The 22,185-nt window shown below is 74.2% G+C and carries 18 protein-coding genes and 1 pseudogene; 9 read left to right on the top strand and 10 right to left on the bottom strand.

Annotated features, from left to right (window positions below; translation table 11 throughout):
* The first annotated feature begins 260 nt into the window (after nt 1–260).
* From ACH4K4_RS27425 to ACH4K4_RS27390, 8 genes are all read left to right on the top strand, one after another.
* Nucleotides 261–1,451: a zinc-dependent alcohol dehydrogenase gene (locus ACH4K4_RS27425; RefSeq protein ID WP_398170886.1), complete on the top strand. Its 1,191-nt coding sequence runs from the start codon at nt 261–263 to the stop codon at nt 1,449–1,451.
* A 55-nt stretch (nt 1,452–1,506) separates the two neighbouring features.
* Nucleotides 1,507–2,508, top strand: a complete 1,002-nt coding sequence (locus tag ACH4K4_RS27420; RefSeq protein WP_398170884.1) for an SDR family NAD(P)-dependent oxidoreductase — start codon at nt 1,507–1,509, stop codon at nt 2,506–2,508.
* A gap of 75 nt (nt 2,509–2,583) precedes the next feature.
* A complete protein-coding gene (locus ACH4K4_RS27415; protein ID WP_398170882.1) occupies nt 2,584–3,261 on the top strand; it encodes an HAD family hydrolase in 678 nt (225 codons plus the stop codon).
* A complete protein-coding gene (locus tag ACH4K4_RS27410) occupies nt 3,258–6,350 on the top strand; it encodes an FAD-linked oxidase C-terminal domain-containing protein (RefSeq protein ID WP_398170880.1) in 3,093 nt (1,030 codons plus the stop codon). The genes ACH4K4_RS27415 and ACH4K4_RS27410 overlap by 4 nt, the downstream gene beginning before the upstream one ends.
* Nucleotides 6,351–6,476: 126 nt before the next feature.
* Entirely contained in the window at nt 6,477–8,285 is a 1,809-nt protein-coding gene (locus ACH4K4_RS27405) for a thiamine pyrophosphate-requiring protein (protein ID WP_398170878.1), read from the top strand.
* Nucleotides 8,286–8,360: 75 nt separating this feature from the next.
* Nucleotides 8,361–8,984, top strand: coding sequence for a diguanylate cyclase (locus tag ACH4K4_RS27400; protein WP_398170876.1), 624 nt, complete (start codon nt 8,361–8,363; stop codon nt 8,982–8,984).
* A 70-nt stretch (nt 8,985–9,054) separates the two neighbouring features.
* The gene (locus ACH4K4_RS27395; RefSeq protein ID WP_398170874.1) at nt 9,055–9,387 is read left to right on the top strand and encodes a plasmid stabilization protein; all 333 of its coding nucleotides are present in this window, start codon (nt 9,055–9,057) and stop codon (nt 9,385–9,387) included.
* 14 nt (nt 9,388–9,401) lie between these two features.
* Nucleotides 9,402–10,046, top strand: coding sequence for a DNA polymerase ligase N-terminal domain-containing protein (locus ACH4K4_RS27390; protein ID WP_398170872.1), 645 nt, complete (start codon nt 9,402–9,404; stop codon nt 10,044–10,046).
* A 1-nt stretch (nt 10,047) separates the two neighbouring features.
* Here ACH4K4_RS27390 and ACH4K4_RS27385 read toward each other — a convergent pair whose 3' ends face one another.
* The 7 genes from ACH4K4_RS27385 to ACH4K4_RS27355 form a co-directional block, all read right to left on the bottom strand.
* The gene (locus ACH4K4_RS27385) at nt 10,048–11,241 is read right to left on the bottom strand and encodes a 4-hydroxybenzoate 3-monooxygenase (RefSeq protein WP_398170870.1); all 1,194 of its coding nucleotides are present in this window, start codon (nt 11,239–11,241) and stop codon (nt 10,048–10,050) included.
* A gap of 5 nt (nt 11,242–11,246) precedes the next feature.
* Nucleotides 11,247–12,461, bottom strand: coding sequence for a 3-oxoadipate enol-lactonase (gene pcaD / locus ACH4K4_RS27380; protein WP_398170868.1), 1,215 nt, complete (start codon nt 12,459–12,461; stop codon nt 11,247–11,249).
* A complete protein-coding gene (gene pcaB, locus ACH4K4_RS27375) occupies nt 12,458–13,858 on the bottom strand; it encodes a 3-carboxy-cis,cis-muconate cycloisomerase (RefSeq protein WP_398171051.1) in 1,401 nt (466 codons plus the stop codon). Before pcaB ends, pcaD begins: the two co-directional genes overlap by 4 nt.
* A 22-nt stretch (nt 13,859–13,880) precedes the next feature.
* On the bottom strand, nt 13,881–14,564 hold the full coding sequence (gene pcaG, locus ACH4K4_RS27370) for a protocatechuate 3,4-dioxygenase subunit alpha (protein WP_398170866.1): 684 nt from the start codon (nt 14,562–14,564) through the stop codon (nt 13,881–13,883).
* Nucleotides 14,561–15,415, bottom strand: a complete 855-nt coding sequence (pcaH, locus tag ACH4K4_RS27365) for a protocatechuate 3,4-dioxygenase subunit beta (RefSeq protein WP_398170864.1) — start codon at nt 15,413–15,415, stop codon at nt 14,561–14,563. The genes pcaG and pcaH overlap by 4 nt, the downstream gene beginning before the upstream one ends.
* A 200-nt stretch (nt 15,416–15,615) precedes the next feature.
* Nucleotides 15,616–16,407, bottom strand: coding sequence for a CoA-transferase subunit beta (locus tag ACH4K4_RS27360; protein ID WP_398170862.1), 792 nt, complete (start codon nt 16,405–16,407; stop codon nt 15,616–15,618).
* A 12-nt stretch (nt 16,408–16,419) separates the two neighbouring features.
* Nucleotides 16,420–17,238, bottom strand: a complete 819-nt coding sequence (locus tag ACH4K4_RS27355) for a CoA transferase subunit A (RefSeq protein WP_398170860.1) — start codon at nt 17,236–17,238, stop codon at nt 16,420–16,422.
* A 146-nt stretch (nt 17,239–17,384) separates the two neighbouring features.
* Between ACH4K4_RS27355 and ACH4K4_RS27350 the strand changes: the two genes are divergently transcribed.
* Nucleotides 17,385–19,055 (top strand): IclR family transcriptional regulator C-terminal domain-containing protein, encoded by a 1,671-nt coding sequence (locus ACH4K4_RS27350; RefSeq protein WP_398170858.1) that lies wholly within the window; start codon nt 17,385–17,387, stop codon nt 19,053–19,055.
* 116 nt (nt 19,056–19,171) lie between these two features.
* Here ACH4K4_RS27350 and ACH4K4_RS27345 read toward each other — a convergent pair whose 3' ends face one another.
* The 3 genes and pseudogenes from ACH4K4_RS27345 to ACH4K4_RS27335 form a co-directional block, all read right to left on the bottom strand.
* Complete coding sequence (locus tag ACH4K4_RS27345) at nt 19,172–19,894, bottom strand: restriction endonuclease (RefSeq protein ID WP_398171049.1); 723 nt, start codon at nt 19,892–19,894, stop codon at nt 19,172–19,174.
* 742 nt (nt 19,895–20,636) lie between these two features.
* Nucleotides 20,637–20,873 (bottom strand): annotated as a pseudogene (locus ACH4K4_RS27340) (XRE family transcriptional regulator); the annotation flags it as partial.
* Between the two features lie 142 nt (nt 20,874–21,015).
* Nucleotides 21,016–22,170 carry a YihY/virulence factor BrkB family protein gene (locus tag ACH4K4_RS27335; protein ID WP_398170856.1) on the bottom strand — a complete coding sequence of 385 codons (1,155 nt, stop codon included), beginning with the start codon at nt 22,168–22,170 and terminating at the stop codon, nt 21,016–21,018.
* Between the last annotated feature and the right edge of the window lie 15 nt (nt 22,171–22,185).

Here is a 22,185-nt window from a genome sequence, read left to right as displayed (position 1 = left end):
GCCGGGTGGGGTGGCTGAGGGTCGCCCCCTTGGGTGCTGCGGCGGGTAACCGCTTTCCCGGCCGGGGAAACCCGCCGTCCCGGCGTGCGGGAGACGATTCGGGCCGGGCGATGCGGGTACTGGAGCTGCCACGGCAAAGAACACCGCTTTAGACTTCGAAGCGGCTTTTGGGTCGGTATGGCCGGTCGGCCTTGCCCAGGGCCCTGCCGCCGCGTCCGGGCGGCGGGCGGCCGCCGCCCGGAAGGGAGAGGAGATCCGCGATGCGAGCGACGGTCTGGCACGGCAAGCGTGACGTCCGTGTGGAGCACGTCCCCGATCCGAAGATCGAGAAGCCGACCGACGCGATCGTGCGGATCACGTCCAGCGGGCTGTGCGGCTCGGACCTGCACCTGTACGAGGTCCTGACACCCTTCATGACGCCCGGCGACATCCTCGGGCACGAGCCGATGGGCATCGTCGAGGAGACCGGCTCCGACGTGCCGGGCCTGAGCCCCGGCGACCGGGTGGTGATCCCGTTCCAGATCGCCTGCGGCACCTGCCGGATGTGCGGTGACGGCCTGCAGACGCAGTGCGAGACCACGCAGGTCCGCGAGCAGGGCATGGGCGCGCCGCTGTTCGGCTACACCAAGCTCTACGGCCGGGTGCCCGGCGCGCAGGCCGAGTACCTGCGCGTGCCGCAGGCCCAGTACGGGCCGATCAAGGTCCCGCACGGGCCGGCCGACGACCGCTTCGTCTACCTGTCGGACGTGCTGCCCACCGCCTGGCAGGCCGTGCAGTACGCGAACGTGCCCGAGGGCGGCAGCGTCGCCGTCCTGGGGCTCGGGCCGATCGGCGCGATGGCCTGCCGGATCGCCCGGCACCTGGGCGCCGGGCAGGTGATCGGCATCGACCACGTGCCCGAGCGGCTGGCGCGGGCGCGCCGGGACGGGGCCACCGTCCTGGACCTGGACGGCTTCGACAGCGAGGACGAGCTGCTCACCGCCGTCAAGGACCACACCGGGGGCCGCGGCCCGGACTCCGTCATCGACGCGGTGGGCACCGAGGCGCACGGCAGCCCGGCCGTGCGCCTCGCGCAGCAGGCCGCCGGGCTGATGCCGTCGCGCTGGGCCGAGAAGCTGATGAGCAAGGCCGGCGTCGACCGGCTGAGCGCGCTGCATCTGGCCATCTCCCTGGCGCGCCGCGGCGGCACGATCTCCATCAGCGGCGTGTACGGCGGCATGACGGACCCGATGCCGATGCTGGTGATGTTCGACAAGCAGCTCACGTTCCGGATGGGCCAGGCCAACGTCCGCCGCTGGGCCGACGCCATCCTCCCGCTGCTCACCGACGACGACCCGCTGGGCGTGGACGACTTCGCCACGCACCGGCTGCCGCTCGACAAGGCGCCCGAGGCGTACGAGATGTTCCAGAAGAAGACGGACGGCGCGATCAAGGTGCTGTTCACCCCGTGACGGGGCGCCCGGCGGCGCGCCGGTGGACGAGGGAACCGAAGTGAAGGGAGCCGGCATGCCGCGTCTCACATCCGCGCCGCCGATCGCGGGGCTGTCCGCCCTGGTGACCGGGGGGTCGCGCGGGCTGGGCCTGCTGATGGCGCGTCAGCTCGTGGCGCGGGGCTGCCGGGTGACGGTGCTGGCCCGCGACGCGGAGGAACTGGCCGAGGCGGCCCGGTCGCTGCGGCGCCCCGGGGGCCCGCCGGCCGGCACGGTGGTGTGCGACGTACGGGACCGGGCGGCGGTCGAGGCCGCCGTCGCGGACGTCGCGGCGCGCGAGGGCGGGCTGGACATCGTCATCGGCAACGCCGGCGTCATCCAGGTGGGCCCGTCGGCCTCGCTGGGCCCCGAGGCGTTCCACGACGCCATGCGATCGATCTTCGACGGCGCCCTCAACACGGCCCTGGCGACCCTCCCCCATCTGCGGCGCAGCCCGTCCGGCGGGCGGCTCGCGCTGATCGGTTCGGTCGGCGGTCTGCTGGCCGTGCCGCACCTGCTGCCGTACTCCTGCGCGAAGTCCGCCGTGGGCGCGCTGGCCGAGGGGCTGCACGCGGAGGAGGGCGCCTACGGGGTGACGGTGACGGCGGTGCACCCGGGCCTGATGCGCACCGGGTCCCATCTGCACGCGCAATTCGGCGGGGACGCGCCGCGCGAGTTCGCCTGGTTCTCGGCGCTGGCGGGCACGCCCGTGCTGTCGATGAACGCCGAACGCGCCGCGGAACGCATCGTCACGGGGGTGCAGCGGCGCCGCCCCCGCATCGTCCTGACGCCCGCCGCCCGCCTGGCGGACAAGGCGCACGGGCTGGCGCCCGCGACCACCACCCGGCTCTCGTCGGTCCTCGCGCGGGTGCTGCCGCGGGACGCCGTCGGCGAGCCGGGCGTGACCGAGGGCGTCGCGGTACAGGAAGGCGGCCGGGCGGCGGGCTCGCGGGTGCGCAAGGTGCTCAGCGCCCTCAACGACCGGGCCGCCGGACGCTTCAACCAGCGTGGACGGGCAGCGCCGCCCGCCCGCGGATAGCCGGGCCGGGCCCGGCGGGCGACAGGGCAGGACGGCCGGCTCCGTACGGGAGCGGCCCTCGCGGAAGGAAACACGGTGAGCGCACGCGGAGCCGCACTCTTCGACGTCGACGGAACGCTGGTCGACAGCACCTATCTGCACGCCGTCACCTGGTGGGAGGCGTTCCGGCAGTCCGGCCACCGGGTGGCCATGGCGGAGATCCACCGGGCCATCGGCATGGGCTCCGACCATTTGCTGGACCACCTGCTCAGCGGCGACCGGGACCGCGGGGAGGACGAGACGATCCGCACGGCGCACGGCACGCTCTTCGCGGAGTACTGGGAGCGGCTGGCCCCGCTCGACGGCGCGGCCGAGCTGCTGCGGGCGTGCGCGAAACGCGGCTGGACGGTGGTGCTGGCGAGTTCGGCGCACGGCCCCGAGCTGGCGGCGATGCGCCGGGCGCTGGACGCGGAGGACGTGATCACCGCGGTCACCAGCTCCGACGACGTGTCGGCGAGCAAGCCCGCGCCCGACCTGGTGGAGGCCGCCCTCCGGCACGGCGGGGTCGCCGCCGAGGCGGCCGTCTTCGTCGGTGACACCGTCTGGGACGTCCGGGCGAGCCACCGGGCCGGGGTGCCGTGCCTGGCGGTGCTCAGCGGCGGCTATCCGGAGCGTGACCTGCGGGAGGCCGGCGCGCACGAGGTGTACGACGGCCCGGCGGACCTGGCGGAGCGGCTGGACGGCAGCCTGCTCGCGGCGCCGGAGCGGCGATGACGGCGGGGACGGACGGCGGCGGGCGCTCCCCGGCACGGTGGCCGGAGGCGCGTACCGCGGAGCTGGCGGCGGCGCTGCGCGAACGCGTGGACGGCGAGGTGCGGTTCGACGCGGGAAGCCGGGGCGCGTACGCCACGGACGGGTCGAACTACCGGCAGGTGCCGATCGGCGTGGTCGTGCCGCACAGCACCGACGCGGGCGCGGCGGCCGTCGCGGTGTGCGCCGAGTTCGGCGCGCCGGTGCTGTCCCGGGGCGGCGGGACGAGCCTGGGCGGCCAGTGCGCCAACACCGCCGTGGTCATCGACTGGACCAAGTACTGCAACGCGTTGGTGTCCGTGGACCCCGACCGCCGTACGTGTGTGGTGGAGCCCGGCATCGTCCTGGACGAGCTGAACCGCTTGCTGGCCCCGCACGGGCTGAAGTTCGGGCCCAAGCCGTCGACGCACAGCCACTGCGCGCTGGGCGGCATGATCGGCAACAATTCGTGCGGCGCGTCCGCCCAGGCGTACGGGAAGACCGCGGACAACGTCCGGCGGCTGGAGATCCTGACGTACGACGGGCTGCGCTGCTGGGTCGGGCCGACGTCCGAGGACGCGTACGAGGAGGCGGTCGCCGGGGGCGGGCGCAAGGGGCAGCTGTACGAGGGACTGCGGAGCATCGCCACGCGCTACATGGCCGACGTCCGGCGCGGCTTTCCCGACATCCCCCGGCGGGTCTCCGGCTACAACCTGGACGCGCTGCTGCCGGAGCACGGCTTCAACCTCGCCCGCGCGCTGGTGGGCAGCGAAGGCACGCTGGTCACCGTCCTGCGCGCGGAGCTGGAACTCGTCCCCGTACGACCCTACGAGGCGATACTCGTCCTCGGCTATCCGGACATCTGCACGGCCGCCGACGACGTGCCGCGACTCCTGGAGCACGGCGATCCGACGCAGTTGGAGGCCATTGACGGCCGGATGGCGCAGCTGATGCGGGAGGAAGGCGCGTACCTGGACTCGCTGGAGCGCTTCCCGGCAGGCGACAGCTGGCTGCTGGTGCAGTTCAGCGGCGACAGCCGGGAGGAGGTGGACGCGCAGTGCCAGGAGATGCTGGACGGAATCGGCCGGACCCGGGACGACGCGTCGGTGGCCTTCTCCGACGACCCGGTGCGCGAGCAGCAGATGCTCAAGGCGCGGGAGGCGGGGCTCGGCGTGACCGCCCGGCCGCCGGACGGGCGGGAGACCTGGGAGGGCTGGGAGGACTCCGCGGTGCCGCCGGACCGGCTCGGCGACTACCTGCGGGACCTGCGCACGCTGTTCGCCGAGTTCGGGTACGACCACGCGGCGCTGTACGGGCACTTCGGGCAGGGCTGTGTGCACACCCGCGTCCCGTTCGACCTCAAGAGCGCCGAGGGCGTCGCGGACTTCCGCGCGTTCCTCTTCCGCGCCGCCGACCTGGTCGCGTCCTACGGCGGATCGCTGTCCGGCGAGCACGGTGACGGGCAGGCCCGCGGCGAGCTGCTGCCGCGGATGTTCGGTGAGCGGCTGGTGACGGCGTTCGAGGAGGTCAAGGCGCTGTTCGACCCGGACGAGCGGATGAATCCCGGCAAGGTCGTCCACCCGGCGGCGGTCGACGAGCACCTGCGCCTGGGCGCCCGGTGGCGGCCGCGGAGCCTGGAGACCCGCTTCTCCTACCCCGACGACGACCGCAGCTTCACACAGGCGGTGATGCGCTGCGTCGGGGTGGGCAACTGCCGTACGCGTTCCGGGGGCGTGATGTGCCCCTCGTACCGGGCGACGGGTGAGGAGGAGCACTCCACCCGCGGCCGGGCCCGGCTGCTGTTCGAGATGCTGGACGGGCACGCGGACTCCCCGGTCACCGACGGCTGGCGCTCCACCGAGGTGCGCGACGCGCTGGATCTGTGCCTGGCGTGCAAGGGCTGCAAGTCGGACTGCCCGGTCGGTGTCGACATGGCGACGTACAAGGCGGAGTTCCTCTCCCACCACTACGCGGGGCGGCTGCGGCCCGCCGCGCACTACTCGATGGGCTGGCTGCCGCTGTGGGCCCGGCTCTCCCGGCTCGCGCCGGGGCTGGTCAACGCCGCGCTCAACGCGCCGGGTCTCGCCCGGCTCGGCAAGCGCCTGGCCGGGGTGGCCGCCGAGCGGGACGCGCCGGTCTTCGCGCCCGAATCGTTTGTGCAGTGGTGGCGGGCGCGCGGCACGCCCGAGCCGGACCCGGCGGACCCGCGCACGGTCGTGCTGTGGCCCGACACGTTCAGTACGTACTTCCACCCGGGCGTCGCGAAGGCGGCGGTGCGGGTGCTGGAGGACGCCGGCTTCCGGGTGGCCGTGCCGGAGCGTGCGGTGTGCTGCGGGCTGACGTGGATCTCCACCGGCCAGCTGGACACCGCCGGGCGGGTGCTGCGGCGGACCCTGGACGTGCTGCGGCCGTGGATCGAGGCGGGCACCCCCGTCATCGGGCTGGAGCCGTCCTGCACCGCCGTCTTCCGCGCCGACGCGCCCGAGCTGATGCCGGACGACGAGGACGTGCAGCGGCTGGCGCGGCAGTTCCGCACCTTCTCCGAACAGCTCGTCAACCACGCGCCCGAGGGCTGGCGGCCACCGTCACTGGACCGGCCGGCGACCGTGCAGACGCACTGCCACCAGCACGCGGTGCTCGCGTTCGACGCCGACCGGGAGCTGATGCGCCGGGCCGGGGTGGACGCCGACGTGCTGGACGCCGGGTGCTGCGGGCTCGCCGGGAACTTCGGCTTCGAGCGCGGACACCACGGCCTGTCGACGGCCATCGCGGAACAGGGCGTGCTGCCCGCCGTCCGGGACACGGCGCCCGGCGCGCTGGTACTGGCCGACGGCTTCAGCTGCCGCACGCAGATCGAGCAGGGCGGCACCGGACGGCGTCCCGTGCACCTGGCCGAGGCCCTGGCCCTGGGGCTCGACCGGCGGCTGCCCGCCGGCCACCCGGAGCGGACCGCGGACCGGCCCGCGCCGCCCGCCGCCGGCACCGGCCGCCTGGTGACCGCGGCCGCCGCCGTGGCGGCCGGCGGCGCGCTGGGCGCCGGGCTGCCGGCCCTGGTCCGCAGGCTGCGCCGCTGACCGGCCGCCCCGGACCGTACGCCCGTCCGCAATCCGTACGGCCCCGCCGTGCATCCGCGGGGCCTGGACGGGCACACGGAACACCGGTCGGCCACCTGCCGCCGAGATCGTGAGAGGAAGAACCGCATGTCCACCAAAGTCTCCGACTACGTACTCCAGCGCCTGCGCGAATGGGACGTCGACCATGTCTTCTCCTACGCGGGGGACGGCATCAACGGCCTGCTCGCCGCCTGGGGCCGGGCGGCCAACCGGCCGAAGTTCGTGCAGGCCCGGCACGAGGAGATGGCCGCGTTCGAGGCCGTCGGGTACGCCAAGTTCTCCGGCAAGGCGGGCGTGTGCGCGGCGACCTCCGGGCCCGGCGCGATCCATCTGCTGAACGGGCTCTACGACGCGAAGCTGGACCACGTACCGGTGGTGGCGATCGTCGGCCAGACCGCGCGCAGCGCGATGGGCGGCTCCTACCAGCAGGAAGTCGACCTGATGAGCCTGTACAAGGACGTCGCTTCCGAATTCTGCGAGATGGTGACCGTCCCCGAGCAGCTGCCGAACGTCATCGACCGGGCGATGCGCACCGCGTACGCCAAGCGCACCGTCACCGCGGTCATCATCCCCGGGGACGTGCAGGAGCTGGAGTACAGCGCGCCGACCCACGAGTTCAAGATGGTGCCGTCCAGCCTGGGCGTGTCGCAGTACGCGCCGGTGCCGGCCGACGAGGACCTGCGGCGCGCCGCCGAGGTGCTCAACGCGGGCGAGAAGGTGGCCATCCTGGTCGGGCAGGGCGCCAGGGGCGCCCGCGAGCGGGTCGAGGAGACCGCCGAACTGCTCGGCGCCGGGGTGGCCAAGGCGCTGCTGGGCAAGGACGCGCTGTCCGACGAGCTGCCGTACGTGACCGGAGCCATCGGGCTGCTGGGCACCCGGCCCAGTTACGAGCTGATGCAGGAGTGCGACACGCTGCTGGTGATCGGCTCCAGCTTCCCGTACTCCCAGTTCCTGCCCGAGTACGGGCAGGCCCGCGCCGTGCAGATCGACATCGACCCGTTCATGGTGGGGCTGCGCTACCCCTTCGAGGTCAATCTCGTGGGGGACGCCTCGGCGACGCTGGAGCGGCTGCTGCCGCTGCTCAAGCGCAAGAAGGCACGCAAGTGGCGGGAACAGATCGAGTCGAACGTCGAGCGCTGGTGGACGGTCATGGAGCGGCGCGCCGCCGTGCAGGCCGATCCCGTCAACCCGGAGTACGTGGTGCACGCGCTGGACGCGCTGCTGCCCGACGACGTGATCCTGGCGGCGGACTCCGGCTCGGCGGCCAACTGGTACGCGCGCCACCTGCGGCTGCGCGGCTCGATGCGCGGCTCGCTGTCCGGGACGCTGGCCACCATGGGCCCGGGCGTGCCGTACGTCATCGGCGCGAAGTTCGCCCACCCGGAGCGGCCCGCGCTGGCGATCGTCGGTGACGGGGCGATGCAGATGAACGGCATGGCGGAGCTGATCACCGCGGCCAAGTACTGGCGGGAGTGGAGCGACCCGCGGCTGATCGTCGCGGTGCTGAACAACGAGGACCTCAACCAGGTGACGTGGGAGATGCGGGCCATGTCGGGGGCGCCGCAGTTCGAGGAGTCGCAGCGCATCCCGGACGTGCCGTACGCCGACTTCGCCCGCTCGATCGGGCTGGCGGGCGTCCGGGTCGAGCGGCCCGACGAGGTGGAGAGCGCGTGGCGGCAGGCGCTCGCCGCCGACCGGCCGTTCGTCGTCGACTTCCGTACCGACCCCAACGTGCCGCCGATCCCGCCGCACGCCACGCTGGACCAGATCGAGGCGGCCGCCACGGCCATCCTCAAGGGCGACCCGGAGACGGCCGGCGTGCTCAAGCAGGGCGTCAAGGCGAAGATCCAGGAGTTCCTGCCGGGCGGCAAGCACCGCGGGGAGAACCAGGACTGACCGCCGCTCCCGGCCCCGTGACGCGCTCGCGGGCCGGGCGGCGGACGACCCGACCGACCGACACAAGGAGGCCCCGTGGCCAGGTTGACGGCACTGAAGGACTGGCGGCACTGGCGGCGGGGGAAGGCCCTGCGGCCCTCCCCCGGCGCCGACGACGTGGAGAACGCGGCCCAGCGCGTCCTGCTGTACGGCGTGCTGCCCATGTGGTTCGTACCGGCCGTCGCCGACTGGGTGATGCACCGGCGCACGAACATCGAGAAGACCACCGGCGTGAAGGAATCCGCGATCCACGCGGTGATGATGGCCGAGGCCGGGGTGCCGGTGCTGGCCGGGCTGGTCGCGAAGGTCAACCCGCTGGTGCTGACGATGATGGGCGGGGCCGCCGCCGCGCACAGCGCCACCGCGATCTGGGACGTGACCGTGGCCACCGAGGACCGCGAGGTACGCCCGGTGGAGCAGCACATCCACAGTTTCCTGGAAGTGCTGCCGCTGGCGGCGGTGGCCTTCACCGCCTGCCTGCACTGGGAGTCCGTACGGGACCTCGCACACGGCGGCCGGCGCCCCGACGCCTGGAAACTGCTGCCCAAGGAACGCCCGCTGCCCGGGAAGTACCTCGCCGGTATCGCGGCCGGGGTGGGCGCGTGCGTCGCCCTGCCGTACGCGGAGGAATTCATCCGGTGCCTGCGGGCCCGTAAGTGACGCGCGTGATCGTTACATTCCGGAATTCACGGGTATCCGTAGTGCCGGAAACGGAACAAGGAGGAACATCATGCCCGCAGGATCGAACGCCAAGCGTGAGCGCCAGTACGAGCACATCAAGGAAGGCGCCCAGAAGCGCGGTACGTCCACCGGCCGGGCCAAGGAGATCGCGGCCCGCACCGTGAACAAGGAACGCGCCCGCGCCGGCGAGTCGAAGACCGCCAGCAAGTCGTCGACCAAGGACCGCAAGTCGGCGCCCGAGCGCGGCGGCCAGCGCTCCGGCAACCGCACCGGGTCCAAGGGCCCCACCCGCGACCAGCTGTACAACGAGGCCAAGCAGCGCGGCGTGGAAGGCCGGTCGAACATGAACAAGGACCAGCTGGCCAAGGCGCTCGGCCGCTGACGGCGGGGGCGTCCATGAGCCAGGGGCCGCTGCGCACCTACCTCTCCAAGCGGCACTTCGACCAGACGTCGGAGCCGCAGGGCGGTGCCGCTCCCGACCCTTCGGGGAAGCCGCGCTTCGTGGTGCAGATCCACGACGCGAGCACCATGCACTTCGACTTCCGGCTGGAGGTCGACGGGGTGCTCAAGTCGTGGTCCGTGCCCAAGGGGCCGTCCACCGACCCGAAGGACAAACGGCTGGCGATGCCCACCGAGGACCATCCGCTGGACTACCGGGATTTCGAAGGCGTCATTCCGGCGGGTGAATACGGGGGCGGCACGGTCATCGTGTGGGACCAGGGCCATTACCGCCCGATGTCACACGACAAGAAGGGCCGCCCGGTGCCGTTCGCCGAATCCCTGGAAAAGGGCCATGCCCGGTTCTGGATGGAAGGGAAGAAACTGCACGGCGGTTATGCCCTCACCCGGTTCCGCGGCGGGCGCGGCAGCGACGAGCGGGAATCCTGGCTGCTGGTGAAGACGGACGACGAGCACGCGGGCGGCCGGGGCACGCCCGACCCCCGCCGTGCGCGCTCGGCGCTGAGCGGGCACACGCTCAAGCAGGTGGCCGAGGACGTGGCGGCGGAGTCCGGCGAGGACAGCGAGCGGCGGCCTCGGTGAGTCACGGCAGGCCCGTGTAGTTCTCGGCCAGCTCGGCGGCGGCGTGCGGGGAGGCCGCCAGGCGGTCCAGGCGGGCGATCTGCAGCCGGGTGTCGAAGGCACTCTGGCCGGGTTCGGTGTGCAGCGCCGTCGTCATGGAGTACGAGAAGTGCTCGGCGCGCCACACCCGGCGCAGGCAGCTGTCGGACCAGGCGTCCAGCTTCCGCGTGGAGCCGGTCCCCTTCAGGTGGGCGAAGGCGCCGGCCAGTTCGGTGACGTCGGAGGCGGCGAGGTTCAGTCCCTTGGCGCCGGTCGGCGGGACGATGTGCGCGGCGTCCCCGGCGAGCAGCACCCGCCCGTACCGCATGGGCTCGGTGACCACACTGCGCATCGGCAGTACGGACTTGGCGGTGATCGGGCCGCGCGCCGGCTGCCGGCCGTCCTCGGTGGCGTACCGGGCGTCGAGTTCGTCCCAGATCCGGTCGTCCGGCCAGTCGGCGGGGTCGGTTCCGTTGGGCACCTGGAGGTAGAGCCGGCTGACCGTGGGCGAGCGCATGCTGAACAGCGCGAAGCCGCGTTCGGAGTGGGCGTACACCAACTCGTCGCAGGACGGTGGCGCTTCGGCGAGCACGCCGAGCCAGGAGTACGGGTAGCCGCGCTCGTACGTGCGCCGCGCGGCCGCCGGCACCGCGTCGCGGGTGATGCCGTGGAAGCCGTCGCAGCCGACGACGTAGTCGCAGGCGAGGGTGTGCTCCCGGCCCCGGTGCGCGTAGCGGATCACGGGCCGGCCGGTGTCCGCGCCCTCGACCGCGAGCGCCCGCGCCCCGAACAGCAGCGGCCCGCCGCCGGACAGCTGGAGCGCTATGAGGTCCTTCACCACCTCGGTCTGCGCGTAGACCAGTACGCTGCGGCCGCCGGTCAGAGAGGGGAAGTCGACGCGGTGGGAACGCCGGTCGTAGTGGAGCCGGATGCCGTGGTGGACCAGGCCTTCCCGGTCCAGGCGCTCCCCGGCGCCGCAGCCGCGCAGGGTGTCGGCGGTGCCCTGCTCCAGGATTCCGGCCCGCTGCCGCTGCTCGACGTAGGCGCGGTCGCGGCTCTCCAGGACGACGCTGTCGATGCCGGAACGGTGCAGCAGCCGGGCCAGGAGCAGTCCTGCCGGGCCGCCGCCGACGATGCCGACGGTGGCGGCGGCGGGTGCGGCGCTCGTCGTGCGCATCGGGATCACGTCCCTTCCCGGTGTTCGGCGATGACGCGCTCGGCCAGCGCGAACGCGGAGTTCGCCGCCGGTACGCCGCAGTAGACGGCCGACTGCAACAGGACCTCCTGGATGTCCTCGGCGGTGAGCCCGTTGCGCAGGGCTGCGCGCAGGTGCAGGGCCAGTTCGTCGTGGTGGCCGCGGGCCACCAGCGCGGTGATCGTCACGCAGCTTCGGATGTGCCGGGACAGCCCCGGGCGCGTCCAGATCTCTCCCCACGCGTAGCGGGTGATGAAGTCCTGGAAGACGGCGGTGAAGGCGGTGGTGCGGCCGGCCGCGCGGTCGACGTGGACGTCGCCGAGGACGGCGCGGCGGACGGCCGTGCCGGCGGCGCGCCGCGCGTGGTCGTCGGCGGGGGCGCCGTCGTGCGCGGGCGGGTGGGCCGCGAAGTGGCCGAGGAGCGCGGCGAGCACCGGCGCGGGCCGTTCGGCGTTGGCCAGGTGGGCGGCGCCGGCCAGTTCGGTGAGGCTCGCGCCCGGGATGCCGTCGGCGAGTTCGCGGGCGTGTGCCGGCGGGGTCGCGGGGTCGGCGCGGCCCGCGACGACCAGGGTGGGCGCGCCGATCCGGCCGAGTTCCGCGCGCAGGTCGTACGCGGCGAGCGCGTCGCAGCAGGCCGCGTAGCCCTCGGGAGCCACGGTCCGTAGCCCGGCCAAGAGGCGGTCCGCCGCCGGGGAGCCGGCGAACGCCGGGGTGAACCAGCGGCCCGCGGTGGTGCCGGCGACCGGTCCGATGCCCTGTTCCCGTACGAGGGCGGCCCTTTCCCGCCACCCGGCGGGCTCGCCGAAGCGGGCCGAGGAGCAGACCAGCGCGAGGGACGCGACGCGCTCGGGGTGGCGGGCCGCGAGCCAGGCGCCGACGGCGCCGCCCAGGGAGATGCCCGCGTACCCGAACCGGTCGATGCCGAGGGAGTCGGCGAGCGCGAGCACGAGCCCGCCGAGGCCGGCGACGGTGCAGGGCCCGTCCGTGCGGCCCGCGAGCACGTCGTACGGCGTCCCGCCGTGTCCCGGCAGGTCCCAGCGGATGACGCGGAACCGGCGCGCCAATACGTCGAGTTGGGGATCCCATACGGCGAGCGAGGTGCCCAGGGACGGCCCCAGGAGCAGCGGGGGCGCGCCTGCCGGGCCGTCCTCACGGTGGTGCGGGACCGGGTGGGAGCCGCGGCCGGTGGTCGGTGTGGTCATGCGTTCTCCTGCGGGTTCTGTGCGGTACGGCGCAGGGCGCGGTCGACGAGCGCTCCGGCCGCACCCAGGTAGGCGGCCGGGTCGGTCAGCTCCCGCAGCCGCTCCGCCGGGAAGGCCGCCGCGGCGGCGGGGTGCGCCGCGCGCAGCGCCCGGCCCAGCGCCTCGTCCAGGCCGCCGCCGTCCGCCGCGGCCCGGCGTGCCGCCTCGGTGAGCAGGTCCTTGGCGGTACCCCGTCCGAGCACGGCGCCGAGCACGGCCGCCAGGCGTTCGGTGACGACCAGCCCGCCGGTCGCGGCGAGGTTCGCGCGCATCCGCCGCGGGTGCGCCCGCAGCCCGGCGGCCAGTTCGGCGGCGTTCCCGGCCGCGCCGCCGGCCAGCCGCAGCGCGTCCCGCAGCGGCTGCCACTCCGCGTGCCAGGCGCCGGCCGGCCGTTCGTCCTCGGCGGCCAGCGATCCGTACAGCACCCCGGCCAGGGCCGGTACCTGCCGGGCCGCGGCCGCGATCAGCGTCGCCCGTACCGGGTTGGCCTTGTGGGGCATGGCGGAGGAGCCGCCGCCGCTGCCCTCGGCGAGTTCGCCGGTCTCCGTACGGGAGAGGACCAGCACGTCGGCGGCGACCTTCCCGAGGGCGCCCGCCGTGTGCGCCAGGGCGCCCGCGAGGTCGGCGACGGGCGTGCGCAGGGTGTGCCAGGGCAGGGCCGGCTCGGCGAGGCCGGTCTCCTCGGCGTACGCGGCGAGCAGCCGGAGACCGAGGTCGTCCGCCGTCACCGGCTCCGCCTCGGCTTCCGCGTACGCGTGGAACGCCGCGAGGGTGCCCGCCGCGCCGCCCAACTGCACGGGCAGCGCGGCCCGTACGGCGGCGAGCCGGTCCCGGGCGTCCAGGACGAGGGAGCGCCACCCGGCGGCCTTGAGGCCGAACGTGGTCGGCACCGCGTGCTGCGTCAGCGTGCGACCCGCCATCGGGGTGTCCCGGTGTGCGGCCGCCAGACGGCCCAGGGAGGCCGCGGTGGCGTCCAGATCGGCCAGGACGGCTTCCAGTGCGCGTGCGCAGACCAGCATGGTGGCCGTGTCGAGGATGTCCTGACTGGTGGCGCCGCGGTGGACGTACGCGGCCGCCGCGGCATCGCGCCCTGCCACGGCGGACGTGAGGTCGGCGACCAGGGGGATCACCGGGTTGCCGCCGGCGCGGGCGCGTCCCGCGAGCGCGCGGGCGTCGTGGCGGCCGTGGTCGGAGGCGGCTGCGGTGACCGCTTCGGCCGCCTCCGCCGGTGCCAGGCCGAGCGCCGCTTGGGCGCGGGTCAGGGCCGCTTCCGCGGCCAGCAGGGCGCGTACGTACGCGGCGTCACCGGTGGCGGCCTCGACGGCGGAGCCCGCCCGGACGGGCGCCAGCAAGCCCATGTCGGCGGCATCGGCGCGAGGCTCAGCGGAACTCAAGGAAAACCGTCTCCTCGCACTCCTCGCCGCCTTCCTCCGCGCCGCTCGGCGTGGCGGCCTGGAGGCGGATGTCGAAGCGGTACCGGCGCTCGCCGTCGGCCCGCGCGACCAGCGTGCGCGCCCGGTGCGCGGGGAGCCGGGACAGCAGCGGGTCGGCCGCGTGGGCCGCCGCGTCGCCGGGAAAGTAGACCCGGGTGAACAGGTGGTGCAGCAGCCCCCTGGCGAAGACGCACACCGCGATGTACGGCGCCGCGTCCGGCCGGCCCGCCGGGGCCGTGGCGGGCAGCGTGCGCAGCACGTAGCGGCCGTCGGCGTCGGTGGGGACCCGGCCGAAGCCGGTGAAGTCCACGCCGTTGCGGCCGGCGTCCGTGCCGGTCACCGGGTCGCGGCGCATCGACCCCGGCACGCCGCGCAGGCTCCCGTCCGGACTGGCCTGCCAGAACTCCAGCAGCGCGTCCGGCACCGGCTCGCCCGCGCCGTCCAGGACGCGGCCGTGCAGGGTCAGCGTGCCGGTGTGCCCGGCCGGGGCCATCTGCCCGCCGCCGGTGAACGGCAGCGCGTAGCCGAAGAACGGGCCGATGGTCTGGGACGGCGTGGGAGCCGGCGCCCCCTCCGCCTCCTGCGCCGCGGCGGGCTGCTGCGGTACGCCGTCGTGCGGCAGCCCGGTCATCGGGGGCCCTCCTCGGTCCAGGTGGCGGCCGGTCCGTCCAGCACGATGTCCCAGCGGTAGCCGAGCGAGAACTCCGGCCGGGTGAGCCCCGGGTCGTACGCGCAGACCAGCCGCTCACGGGCCCGCGGGTCGGTGCACGAGGCGAGGATCGGGTCGTACGGGAAGAGCGGGTCGCCCGGGAAGTACATCTGGGTGACGAGCCGCTGGGTGAAGGCGGTGCCGAACAGCGAGAAGTGGATGTGGGCCGGGCGCCAGGCGTTGTCGTGGTTGCGCCACGGGTAGGCGCCGGGCCTGACGGTGGTGAACGCGTAGCGGCCCTCGTCGTCGGTCAGGCAGCGGCCGGCGCCGGTGAAGTTCGGGTCGAGCGGCGCCGGGTGCCGGTCGGCCCGGTGTGCGTACCGGCCGGCGGCGTTGGCCTGCCAGATCTCGACGAGCTGGCCGCGCACCGGGCGTCCGGCGCGGTCCCGTACCCGGCCGGTGACGGTGATCCGTTCGCCGAGCGGCTCGCCGGCGTGCTGCCGGGTCAGGTCGGCGTCGAGGGCGGTGACGTCGGTGCCGCCGAAGGCGGGCCCGGCCAGTTCGACGGCCTCCGGGTCGCGCCGCACGTCGATCGCGGCGAGCGGCCGGCGGGGGTGGCGGAGCCGGGTGCTGCGGTACGGGGCGAAGTCGCGGGCCGGGTGCACGCGTTCGGGGCCGCCCGCCGCGCGCTCGCGGGCGGCGGCGGTGTGCAGCGCGGCGGTCTCGCGGTCGATGACGGACTGCGGTTCGGGGCCCGGCGGGGGCGGGGCCGGGGCCGCGGGGGCGTTCGGGGCGGGAGGCGCGGGTGCGGCGGATGCGCTCGGTGGAGTCATCGGGGCTTCTCCAGACGTGGGGCCTTCGGTGTCTTCCGCGGTCCTTCGGTGTTCTCCGTCTCCGTACGGGGCGAGTGGCGTTCTCCGATTCCGTACGAGGCAGGGCGGTTGGCGGTGTCCGGGCGCACGGGTGCACGGGTGCACGGGTGCACGGGCCAGCCTCGCCGATCCGCCGCCGGATACCCAGGGCGCCTCGGCGCTCACGCCGTCTCGCCCCCCTCCTCCCCGGCTGCTTTCAGTGCGCGCAGGGCCGACAGTTCGGCGTCGGTCGGCGCCCGGGTGGTCGCGAGGTCCGGTGCCGTGCGCAGGTCCCAGCCGGTGGCCGCACGGACCTGACCGGGCGTCACGCCCGGGTGCACGGCGGTCAGCACGAGTTCGGCGGTGGCCGGGTCGGGGCGCAGGACGCCGAGGTCGGTGATGACGGCGGTGGGTCCGGCGCCGCGCATGCCGAGCGCCGCGCGGTCGCCGGGCCCCGCGCCGTGGCCGACGGTGGTGACGAAATCGAGCGCCGGGACGAGATTGCGGCGGGTGTGCCGCAGCACGATGAGCACCGCATCGCAGTTCGCGGCGATCTCGGGGGCGCCGCCCGCACCGGGCAGCCGCCCCTCGGGCCGGCCGGGGCCGCGGCCCACGACCGTCGTGTTGATGTTGGCGAACCGGTCGAGCTGGGCGGCCCCGAGGAAGCCGACGCCGATCCGGCCGCCCTGGAGCCAGTAGTTGAACATCTCGGGCACGGACACCACGGCGTCGGCGGTGTCGGCCAGTTCGCCGTCGCCGATCGACAGCGGCAGCCGCGTCGGCCGGGAGCCGATGGTGCCCGACTCGTAGACCAGGACCAGGCCCGGGTTGACGGTGCGGCGCGCCAGGTTGGCGGCCGTGCTGGGCAGCCCGATGCCGACGAAGCAGCTCTTCGCGCCGGCCAGCGCGCGGGCCGCGTTGACCTCCATCAGCTCGTCGCGGCCGCAGCGCGCGGCGTCCTCCGTAGCGCCCATCGGTCCCATTCCTCACGCGCTCGTCGATGTCCGCACGTGCTCGTCGATCCACCGCGAGAAGGCCTCCCGGTCGCGGGAGACGGCGTCCCACGCCTGGTAGAAGTCGTTGTCGCGGACCGAATAGCCGGCCGCGTACGAGGGGTGGGCGCCGCCGGGCACCTCCGCGACCGCGTCGATCACCCACCCGGGCAGCACCACCGAGCCCGGCCGGGGCTCCAGGGCCCCTTCGACGATCTCCTCGACGGTGACCAGCACCCGCGCCGCGGCCAGCACCGCTTCCTTCTGCACTCCGGTCAGGCCCCACAGCTGCACGTTGCCGTCCCGGTCGGCCTGCTGGGCGTGGACGACCGTGACGTCCGGGTTGAGGGCGGCCACGGCGGCCAGCTCCTCGCCGGTGAACGGGCAGGTGACGGTGGAGATCGTGCCCGTACGGGCGGGCAGGCCGCTGCCGCGGTAGCCGCGCAGCACCGCGAACGGCAGCTTCGACGCGCCGGCGACGTAGCGGTTGGCCATGCCCGCGTGGCTGTGCTCGTCCAGTTCCAGCGGGTGCGGCCAGCCGTTCTCGACCGCGTCGCGGAAGCGGTGCAGCGAGCCGACGCCGGGGTTGCCGCCCCAGGAGAAGACCAGTTTGCGTGCGGCGCCCGCGCCGATCAGTTGGTCGTAGACCAGGTCCGGGGTCATCCGGACCAGCGTCAGGCCGGTGACGCCCTGCCGGATGATCTCGTGCGCCGCGGCGAACGGGATCAGGTGGGTGAAGCCCTCCAGCGCGACGGTGTCCCCGTCGTGGACCAGGTCCCGCACGGCGTCGTGCAGGGAACGGATGTCGGCCATGTCCTCGCCCGCCTTGTCCACTCACGTCGTTCGCCTGGTGAACCTAAGTTCATAACTAATGTGCCCCGAGTTTGAGCCCCTCTCCCAGACCTGTCAACGGGTCAGCGGGTACGGTTCCGACGAGATTTCCGCACCGTGGAGAGCCCATGACGCACCCCGCCACCGACGCGCCGCCGCCCCGGGAAGCCGTGGGGCCGCTGCTGCGCGGCCTGTCCGTGCTGCGTGTGCTGAGCGCCGGCGGCGGACGCCAGGCCGTCGGCGACCTCGTCCGCGCGACCGGGCTGGCGCGCTCCACCGTCGACCGCGTCCTGAGCACCCTCGCCCGCCTCGGCCACGTACGCACCGAGGGCCGGGACGCGGTGCTCGCGCCCGGCCTCCTGGAACTCGGCAACGCCTACCTGGCCGCCTGCGAACTGCCCGACCGGCTCGGCCCGTACGCCGAGCGGCTCGCCGACGCGCTCGACGAGTCGGTCTCCCTCGCCGTGCCGGACGGCGACGGGGTGCGCTTCGTCCACCAGACGACCCGGCGGCGCGCGATGTCGCTCGCGTTCCGCATCGGCGACCTGCTGCCCGCCGAACGCGGCGCGGCCGGCGCGCTGTTCGCCGCCGACTGGGACGAGGACGCCTGGCGGCGCTGGCGGGAACGGCACGCGGCGGACCCCACGGACGCCGGGTTCCCCGCGGTCCCGCCGCGCCGGGGAGACGGCTCCGGCACGGACCCCGCCACGGACTTCGCCTCCCGGGCCGAAGCGGCCCGTACCGCCGGCTGGTCACTGGACGACCAGCTGATCGAACCGGGCCTGGTCGCCGTCGCCATGCCCGTACGCGACGCCGTGGACCGCCCGGCCTGCGTGGTGAGCGTGGTCAGCCACACCAGCCGGCTGGCCCCCGGGGACCTGCCCGCCGCCGCACTCCCCCGACTACGCGAGACCGTCGCCCGAATGGAACAGGCCCTCGCCGCCCCGGCCCCGCCCGTCACCGCACCCACCGCTCCCCGGCACGCCTCCTGGATGCGCGCCGCCAAGCGGGAACTGGGACCGGAGTTCGTGGAATCGCTGGCCCGCGGTCTGCTCACGCTCACCGCGTTCGGCACCGGCCGGGCGGCACTGCCCCTGACCGCCGTGGCAGAGGCCACCGGCCTGGCCCGCGCCACCGCCCGCCGCGCCCTGCTCACCCTCGAACACCTCGGCTACCTCGCCTCGGACGGCCGGCTCTTCCGCCCCACGCCGAAGGTGCTGGAACTGGGCTTCGCCCCGCTGTCGGGCCTGACGCTCCCCGAGATCGCCCAGCCCCACCTGGCCACCCTGGTGGAGCAGGTGCACGACTCCGCCTCGATGGCGGTGCTGTCCGGCACGGACATCCAGTACGTGGCCCGGGTCCCCACCGTACGGATCATGAGCGTCAACATCACCGTGGGCACCCGCTTCCCGGCCTACCCGACCTCCATGGGTCGGGTCCTGCTGGCGGACCTGCCACCGGCCGAACGCGCGGCACACCTCGCCCGCACCACGCTCGCCCCGCTCACCCGGCACACCGTCACGTCCGCCGACCGCCTCGCGGCCCTCCTCGAACAGGTCCACGAGGACGGCTACGCCCTGGTGGACGAGGAACTGGAGGAGGGCCTGCGCTCGATCGCCGCCCCCGTCCGCGACCGGGACGGCCGGGTCGTCGCCGCGGTCAACGTCTCCACCCACGCCGGCCACCGCTCCCCCACCGAGGACCGCGACGCCCTGCTGCCCGCACTCAGGGCGGCCGCGGCACGCATCGAGGCCGACCTGCACACGGCGGGCCGGTACCGACAGGTCCCGCTCACCTGAGCGGAACCCGCGATTCCGGCGCCGCTGCCGCCGACGCCCCGGAGCCGCCCTGCCCTGCGACAACCGAGGCCACAAGACGAGCAGTGGCGTCTAGGCCCTGCCGTCACGGGCGCGCGTCACGCCCAGGGCGCCGGCCCGGCGCCGTTCGACCAGGCCATCAGCTTGTCCCCGTCGAAGCAGCGGATGCCGCAGGTGCCGGCGTAGTCGGTGGCGGGCTCGGTGAAGGCGCTCGTGGTGACCACGGCCGCGATGTCGGCCTCGTGCACCGTGTAGCACGTGCCGCCGAAGCGCTGCACGTCCTGGGAGCCGACCTTGTTCGTCGCGCAGTACCGCTTGCACTGGATGATGATGCGGCGGCCGTCGGACGTGGTGGCCAGAATGTCCGCGCCCAAGTCCCCCGCGCCGCCGACGACCTTCACGTCCCGGCAGCCGTCCCGTTCGCAGAGGTGGGCTATCGCCTGCTCGAAGGCGTCCGCGTCCATGGCGAGGAAGTCTTCGACGCTCCAGACGGCGGCCAGGGGCGCGGGCTCGTCCGCGGCGGCCGGGGCCACAGCAGCGTCCACGGCGGCCAGAGCCGCTTCCCCCCGCACCGCCGCCCTGGCTGCCTCCGCCTCCGCCTCCGCCTTCCCCTCCCGGGCCGCGCGCCGCAGTTCGCGCATCCGCGGCATGCCCCGGATGGCCACCACGAGGAGGACCAGGGCGGCCGGGAGCACGGCGCAGGCCGTGACGGTGGCCGCCTCCGGGTTCTGCACCGCCCACCGCACCAACTGCCGGAGGGCGAGGTAGACGCCGCAGGCGAGGGCGCTGACGACGGCCAGGACGAACAGCGTCCGCCACATCGGGTAGGTGCGGCGACGAGCTGAGGAGTAGTCACTTCTCACGGGTGCGGCCACGATCGGTGCTCCTTCGCTTCCGCGGCACGGGAACGGCCGCGCTGATCACCGTGTGCCCCGTGACGCCGCATCCATGATCATCAGTACGCGGCCGGGGGCCCGCGCCCCCCGTCAGTCCTTCGCGCGCCCGCTCCCCGCCGCCCGCCGCCGCCTGTTCCGCAGGTCCCGCCCCACGGCCGCCGTCACCGCACCCACGATGACCAGCACCGCGCCCAGCGCGGCAACCGTCATCCCGGTGCCGCCCCCGGTCACGGGGAGCGCGGGACGCGCGCGTCCGGCACCGGGCCCCGGAGCGACCGTCACCACCGCCGGAAGACAGTCACCGGGCACGGAGCACCGGACGGTCCCGCCGTACGGCACCGGCCCACCGCTCGGCACGGGCGCGCCCACCGTGGCCGGTCGCGGGTCGGTGAGCGGTGCGGTGGCGTACGCGCCGCCTGGAGAGCCGCCCACGATAATCAGGAGAGCGGCGAGCAGCGGCGCGCAAAGAGAAAAAGGGTGCACGGCTCTCCCGGAAAAGGTGGCAGGGAATCAGCTCCCGGAATGCACCTTGCAACACGGCTGCCACCACCGCGCCCCCGCTCGCCGGTCCACCCGCACCCCGGCCACCCGAATTCACCCCATGGGCCCGCCCCGAGCCGGCATTCCTCCCCGAACCAGAACGCGCCCTACGCCGGCACGTGCTTTCGCTGAACCGAACTTCCAGACCGTCCACCTGCCCCATGCGGTCCAGTTGCTCCAGCGTGGTGCGGATGCGGGTGGAGACCGTCAGCGTCACGTTCTCCGCACTTTCCCGGCCCCGTGTGACCTCTCCCTCCGGGTCACCGAGCAGGAACCGTACCCGGCACCCTGCCCCGGCCTTCCGCCGCAGCGCTTCGGGAAATGCCGGCACCTGCAACCACAGGAAGTAACTCGTGTACCCCGCGCACCCTCAAGGACGAATCTGCCCCTGGCCACCGTGACCGACTGCAACGTCTACCTGCGTCGCCACCCGGAGGGCCACGGGTGAGCAGCCGGAAAACCGGGACGGCGGGTGGCCCGCCGTCCCGGTTTTCCGGGGCCGGCCGTCAGTGACGCCGGTGCCGCTTGGCGTACGTGTGGAGGCGGGCCCGTATGTCGGGTGGGGGCAGGTGGTGGGTCCAGCGTTCGGGGTACTCGGACGGGGGTGGGGTGTCGTCGTCCTCGGTTTCGTCGTCCTCGTCGTCCTCGTCCTCGTCGTACGGGTCCGGCGCGTCGGCGGGGGCGGGGGGCCGGGCCGCGGCCGCCTCGCGGGTGCGGCGTTCCTTTTCGGCGCGGCCCGCGGCGGTGGCGACCGACGGCCACACCCGGTCGATGGCGGCGTTCATGGCCGCGCCCACCAGGACCGCGAAGGCGGAGACGCCGATCCACAGGAGGACGGCGACCGGGGCCGCGAGCGAGCCGTAGATGGTGGGGCCCTCGACGGTCTGGGTGAGGTAGACGCGCAGGAGCAGGCTGCCCAGCAGCCACATGGCGAGCGCGACGACCGCGCCGGGGATGTCCTCGCGCCAGGGTGAACGCACCGGTACGGACGCGTGGTAGAGCGTGGTGAGGAAGGCGACGGACAGGATCAGGACGACCGGCCAGTACAGGACGCGGATGACGTTCTCGCTCGCCGGCAGCCAGCTGACGACGGTGTCGGGCCCCGCCACCATCAGCGGCAGCGCGACGGCGCCGACGACCAGCGCGGCCAGGTAGAGCGCGAAGGCCAGCAGCCGGGTCCTGACGATGCCGCGGCGGCCGTCCAGGCCGTACATGATGGTGATCGTGTCGACGAAGACGTTCAGCGCGCGGGAGCCGGACCACAGGGCGATGGCGAAGCCGAGCGAGATGACGTCCGGGCGGCGGCCGGTGAAGACGTCGTCGAGCAGCGGCCGGGCGATCTCGTTGACGCCTTTGCTGGAGAGCAGCGTGTCGGACGCGGCGAGGATGTTCTCGCGGATGTGGTCGATGGTCTCCTGGCCGATCCAGGGTTCCATGTAGCCGAGCAGTCCGATGAAGCCGAGGAGCAGCGGCGGCAGCGACAGCAGGCAGAAGAACGCGGCCTCGGCGGCGAGCCCGGTGACGCGGTACTCCATGCAGGAGTTGACGGTGTCCTTCAGCAGCAGCCAGGCGAGGCGGCGTTTGGAGACGTTGCGGTACAGGACCCGGGCCCTGTGCAGACGGCCGGACGGCCGCTGCGCTGCTTCTTTCACTGGCTGCACCTCCTTACCGTAGCT

It is taken from the genome of Streptomyces sp. NPDC017529 (genome assembly GCF_044329785.1).
In the GTDB taxonomy this organism is placed as follows: domain Bacteria; phylum Actinomycetota; class Actinomycetes; order Streptomycetales; family Streptomycetaceae; genus Streptomyces.
This window is presented reverse-complemented; position numbering and strand designations above follow the sequence as displayed.

What these genes read in the sequence shown, in the direction of transcription:
- ACH4K4_RS27425 (WP_398170886.1), top strand. Translation starts at nt 261, where the DNA reads ATGCGAGCGACGGTCTGGCACGGCAAGCGTGACGTCCGTGTGGAGCAC.
- ACH4K4_RS27420 (WP_398170884.1), top strand. Translation starts at nt 1,507, where the DNA reads ATGCCGCGTCTCACATCCGCGCCGCCGATCGCGGGGCTGTCCGCCCTG.
- ACH4K4_RS27410 (WP_398170880.1), top strand. Translation starts at nt 3,258, where the DNA reads ATGACGGCGGGGACGGACGGCGGCGGGCGCTCCCCGGCACGGTGGCCG.
- ACH4K4_RS27405 (WP_398170878.1), top strand. Translation starts at nt 6,477, where the DNA reads ATGTCCACCAAAGTCTCCGACTACGTACTCCAGCGCCTGCGCGAATGG.
- ACH4K4_RS27395 (WP_398170874.1), top strand. Translation starts at nt 9,055, where the DNA reads ATGCCCGCAGGATCGAACGCCAAGCGTGAGCGCCAGTACGAGCACATC.
- ACH4K4_RS27390 (WP_398170872.1), top strand. Translation starts at nt 9,402, where the DNA reads ATGAGCCAGGGGCCGCTGCGCACCTACCTCTCCAAGCGGCACTTCGAC.
- ACH4K4_RS27385 (WP_398170870.1), bottom strand. Translation starts at nt 11,241, where the DNA reads ATGCGCACGACGAGCGCCGCACCCGCCGCCGCCACCGTCGGCATCGTC.
- pcaD (WP_398170868.1), bottom strand. Translation starts at nt 12,461, where the DNA reads ATGACCACACCGACCACCGGCCGCGGCTCCCACCCGGTCCCGCACCAC.
- pcaB (WP_398171051.1), bottom strand. Translation starts at nt 13,858, where the DNA reads ATGGGCTTGCTGGCGCCCGTCCGGGCGGGCTCCGCCGTCGAGGCCGCC.
- pcaG (WP_398170866.1), bottom strand. Translation starts at nt 14,564, where the DNA reads ATGACCGGGCTGCCGCACGACGGCGTACCGCAGCAGCCCGCCGCGGCG.
- pcaH (WP_398170864.1), bottom strand. Translation starts at nt 15,415, where the DNA reads ATGACTCCACCGAGCGCATCCGCCGCACCCGCGCCTCCCGCCCCGAAC.
- ACH4K4_RS27360 (WP_398170862.1), bottom strand. Translation starts at nt 16,407, where the DNA reads ATGGGCGCTACGGAGGACGCCGCGCGCTGCGGCCGCGACGAGCTGATG.
- ACH4K4_RS27355 (WP_398170860.1), bottom strand. Translation starts at nt 17,238, where the DNA reads ATGGCCGACATCCGTTCCCTGCACGACGCCGTGCGGGACCTGGTCCAC.
- ACH4K4_RS27350 (WP_398170858.1), top strand. Translation starts at nt 17,385, where the DNA reads ATGACGCACCCCGCCACCGACGCGCCGCCGCCCCGGGAAGCCGTGGGG.
- ACH4K4_RS27345 (WP_398171049.1), bottom strand. Translation starts at nt 19,894, where the DNA reads ATGTGGCGGACGCTGTTCGTCCTGGCCGTCGTCAGCGCCCTCGCCTGC.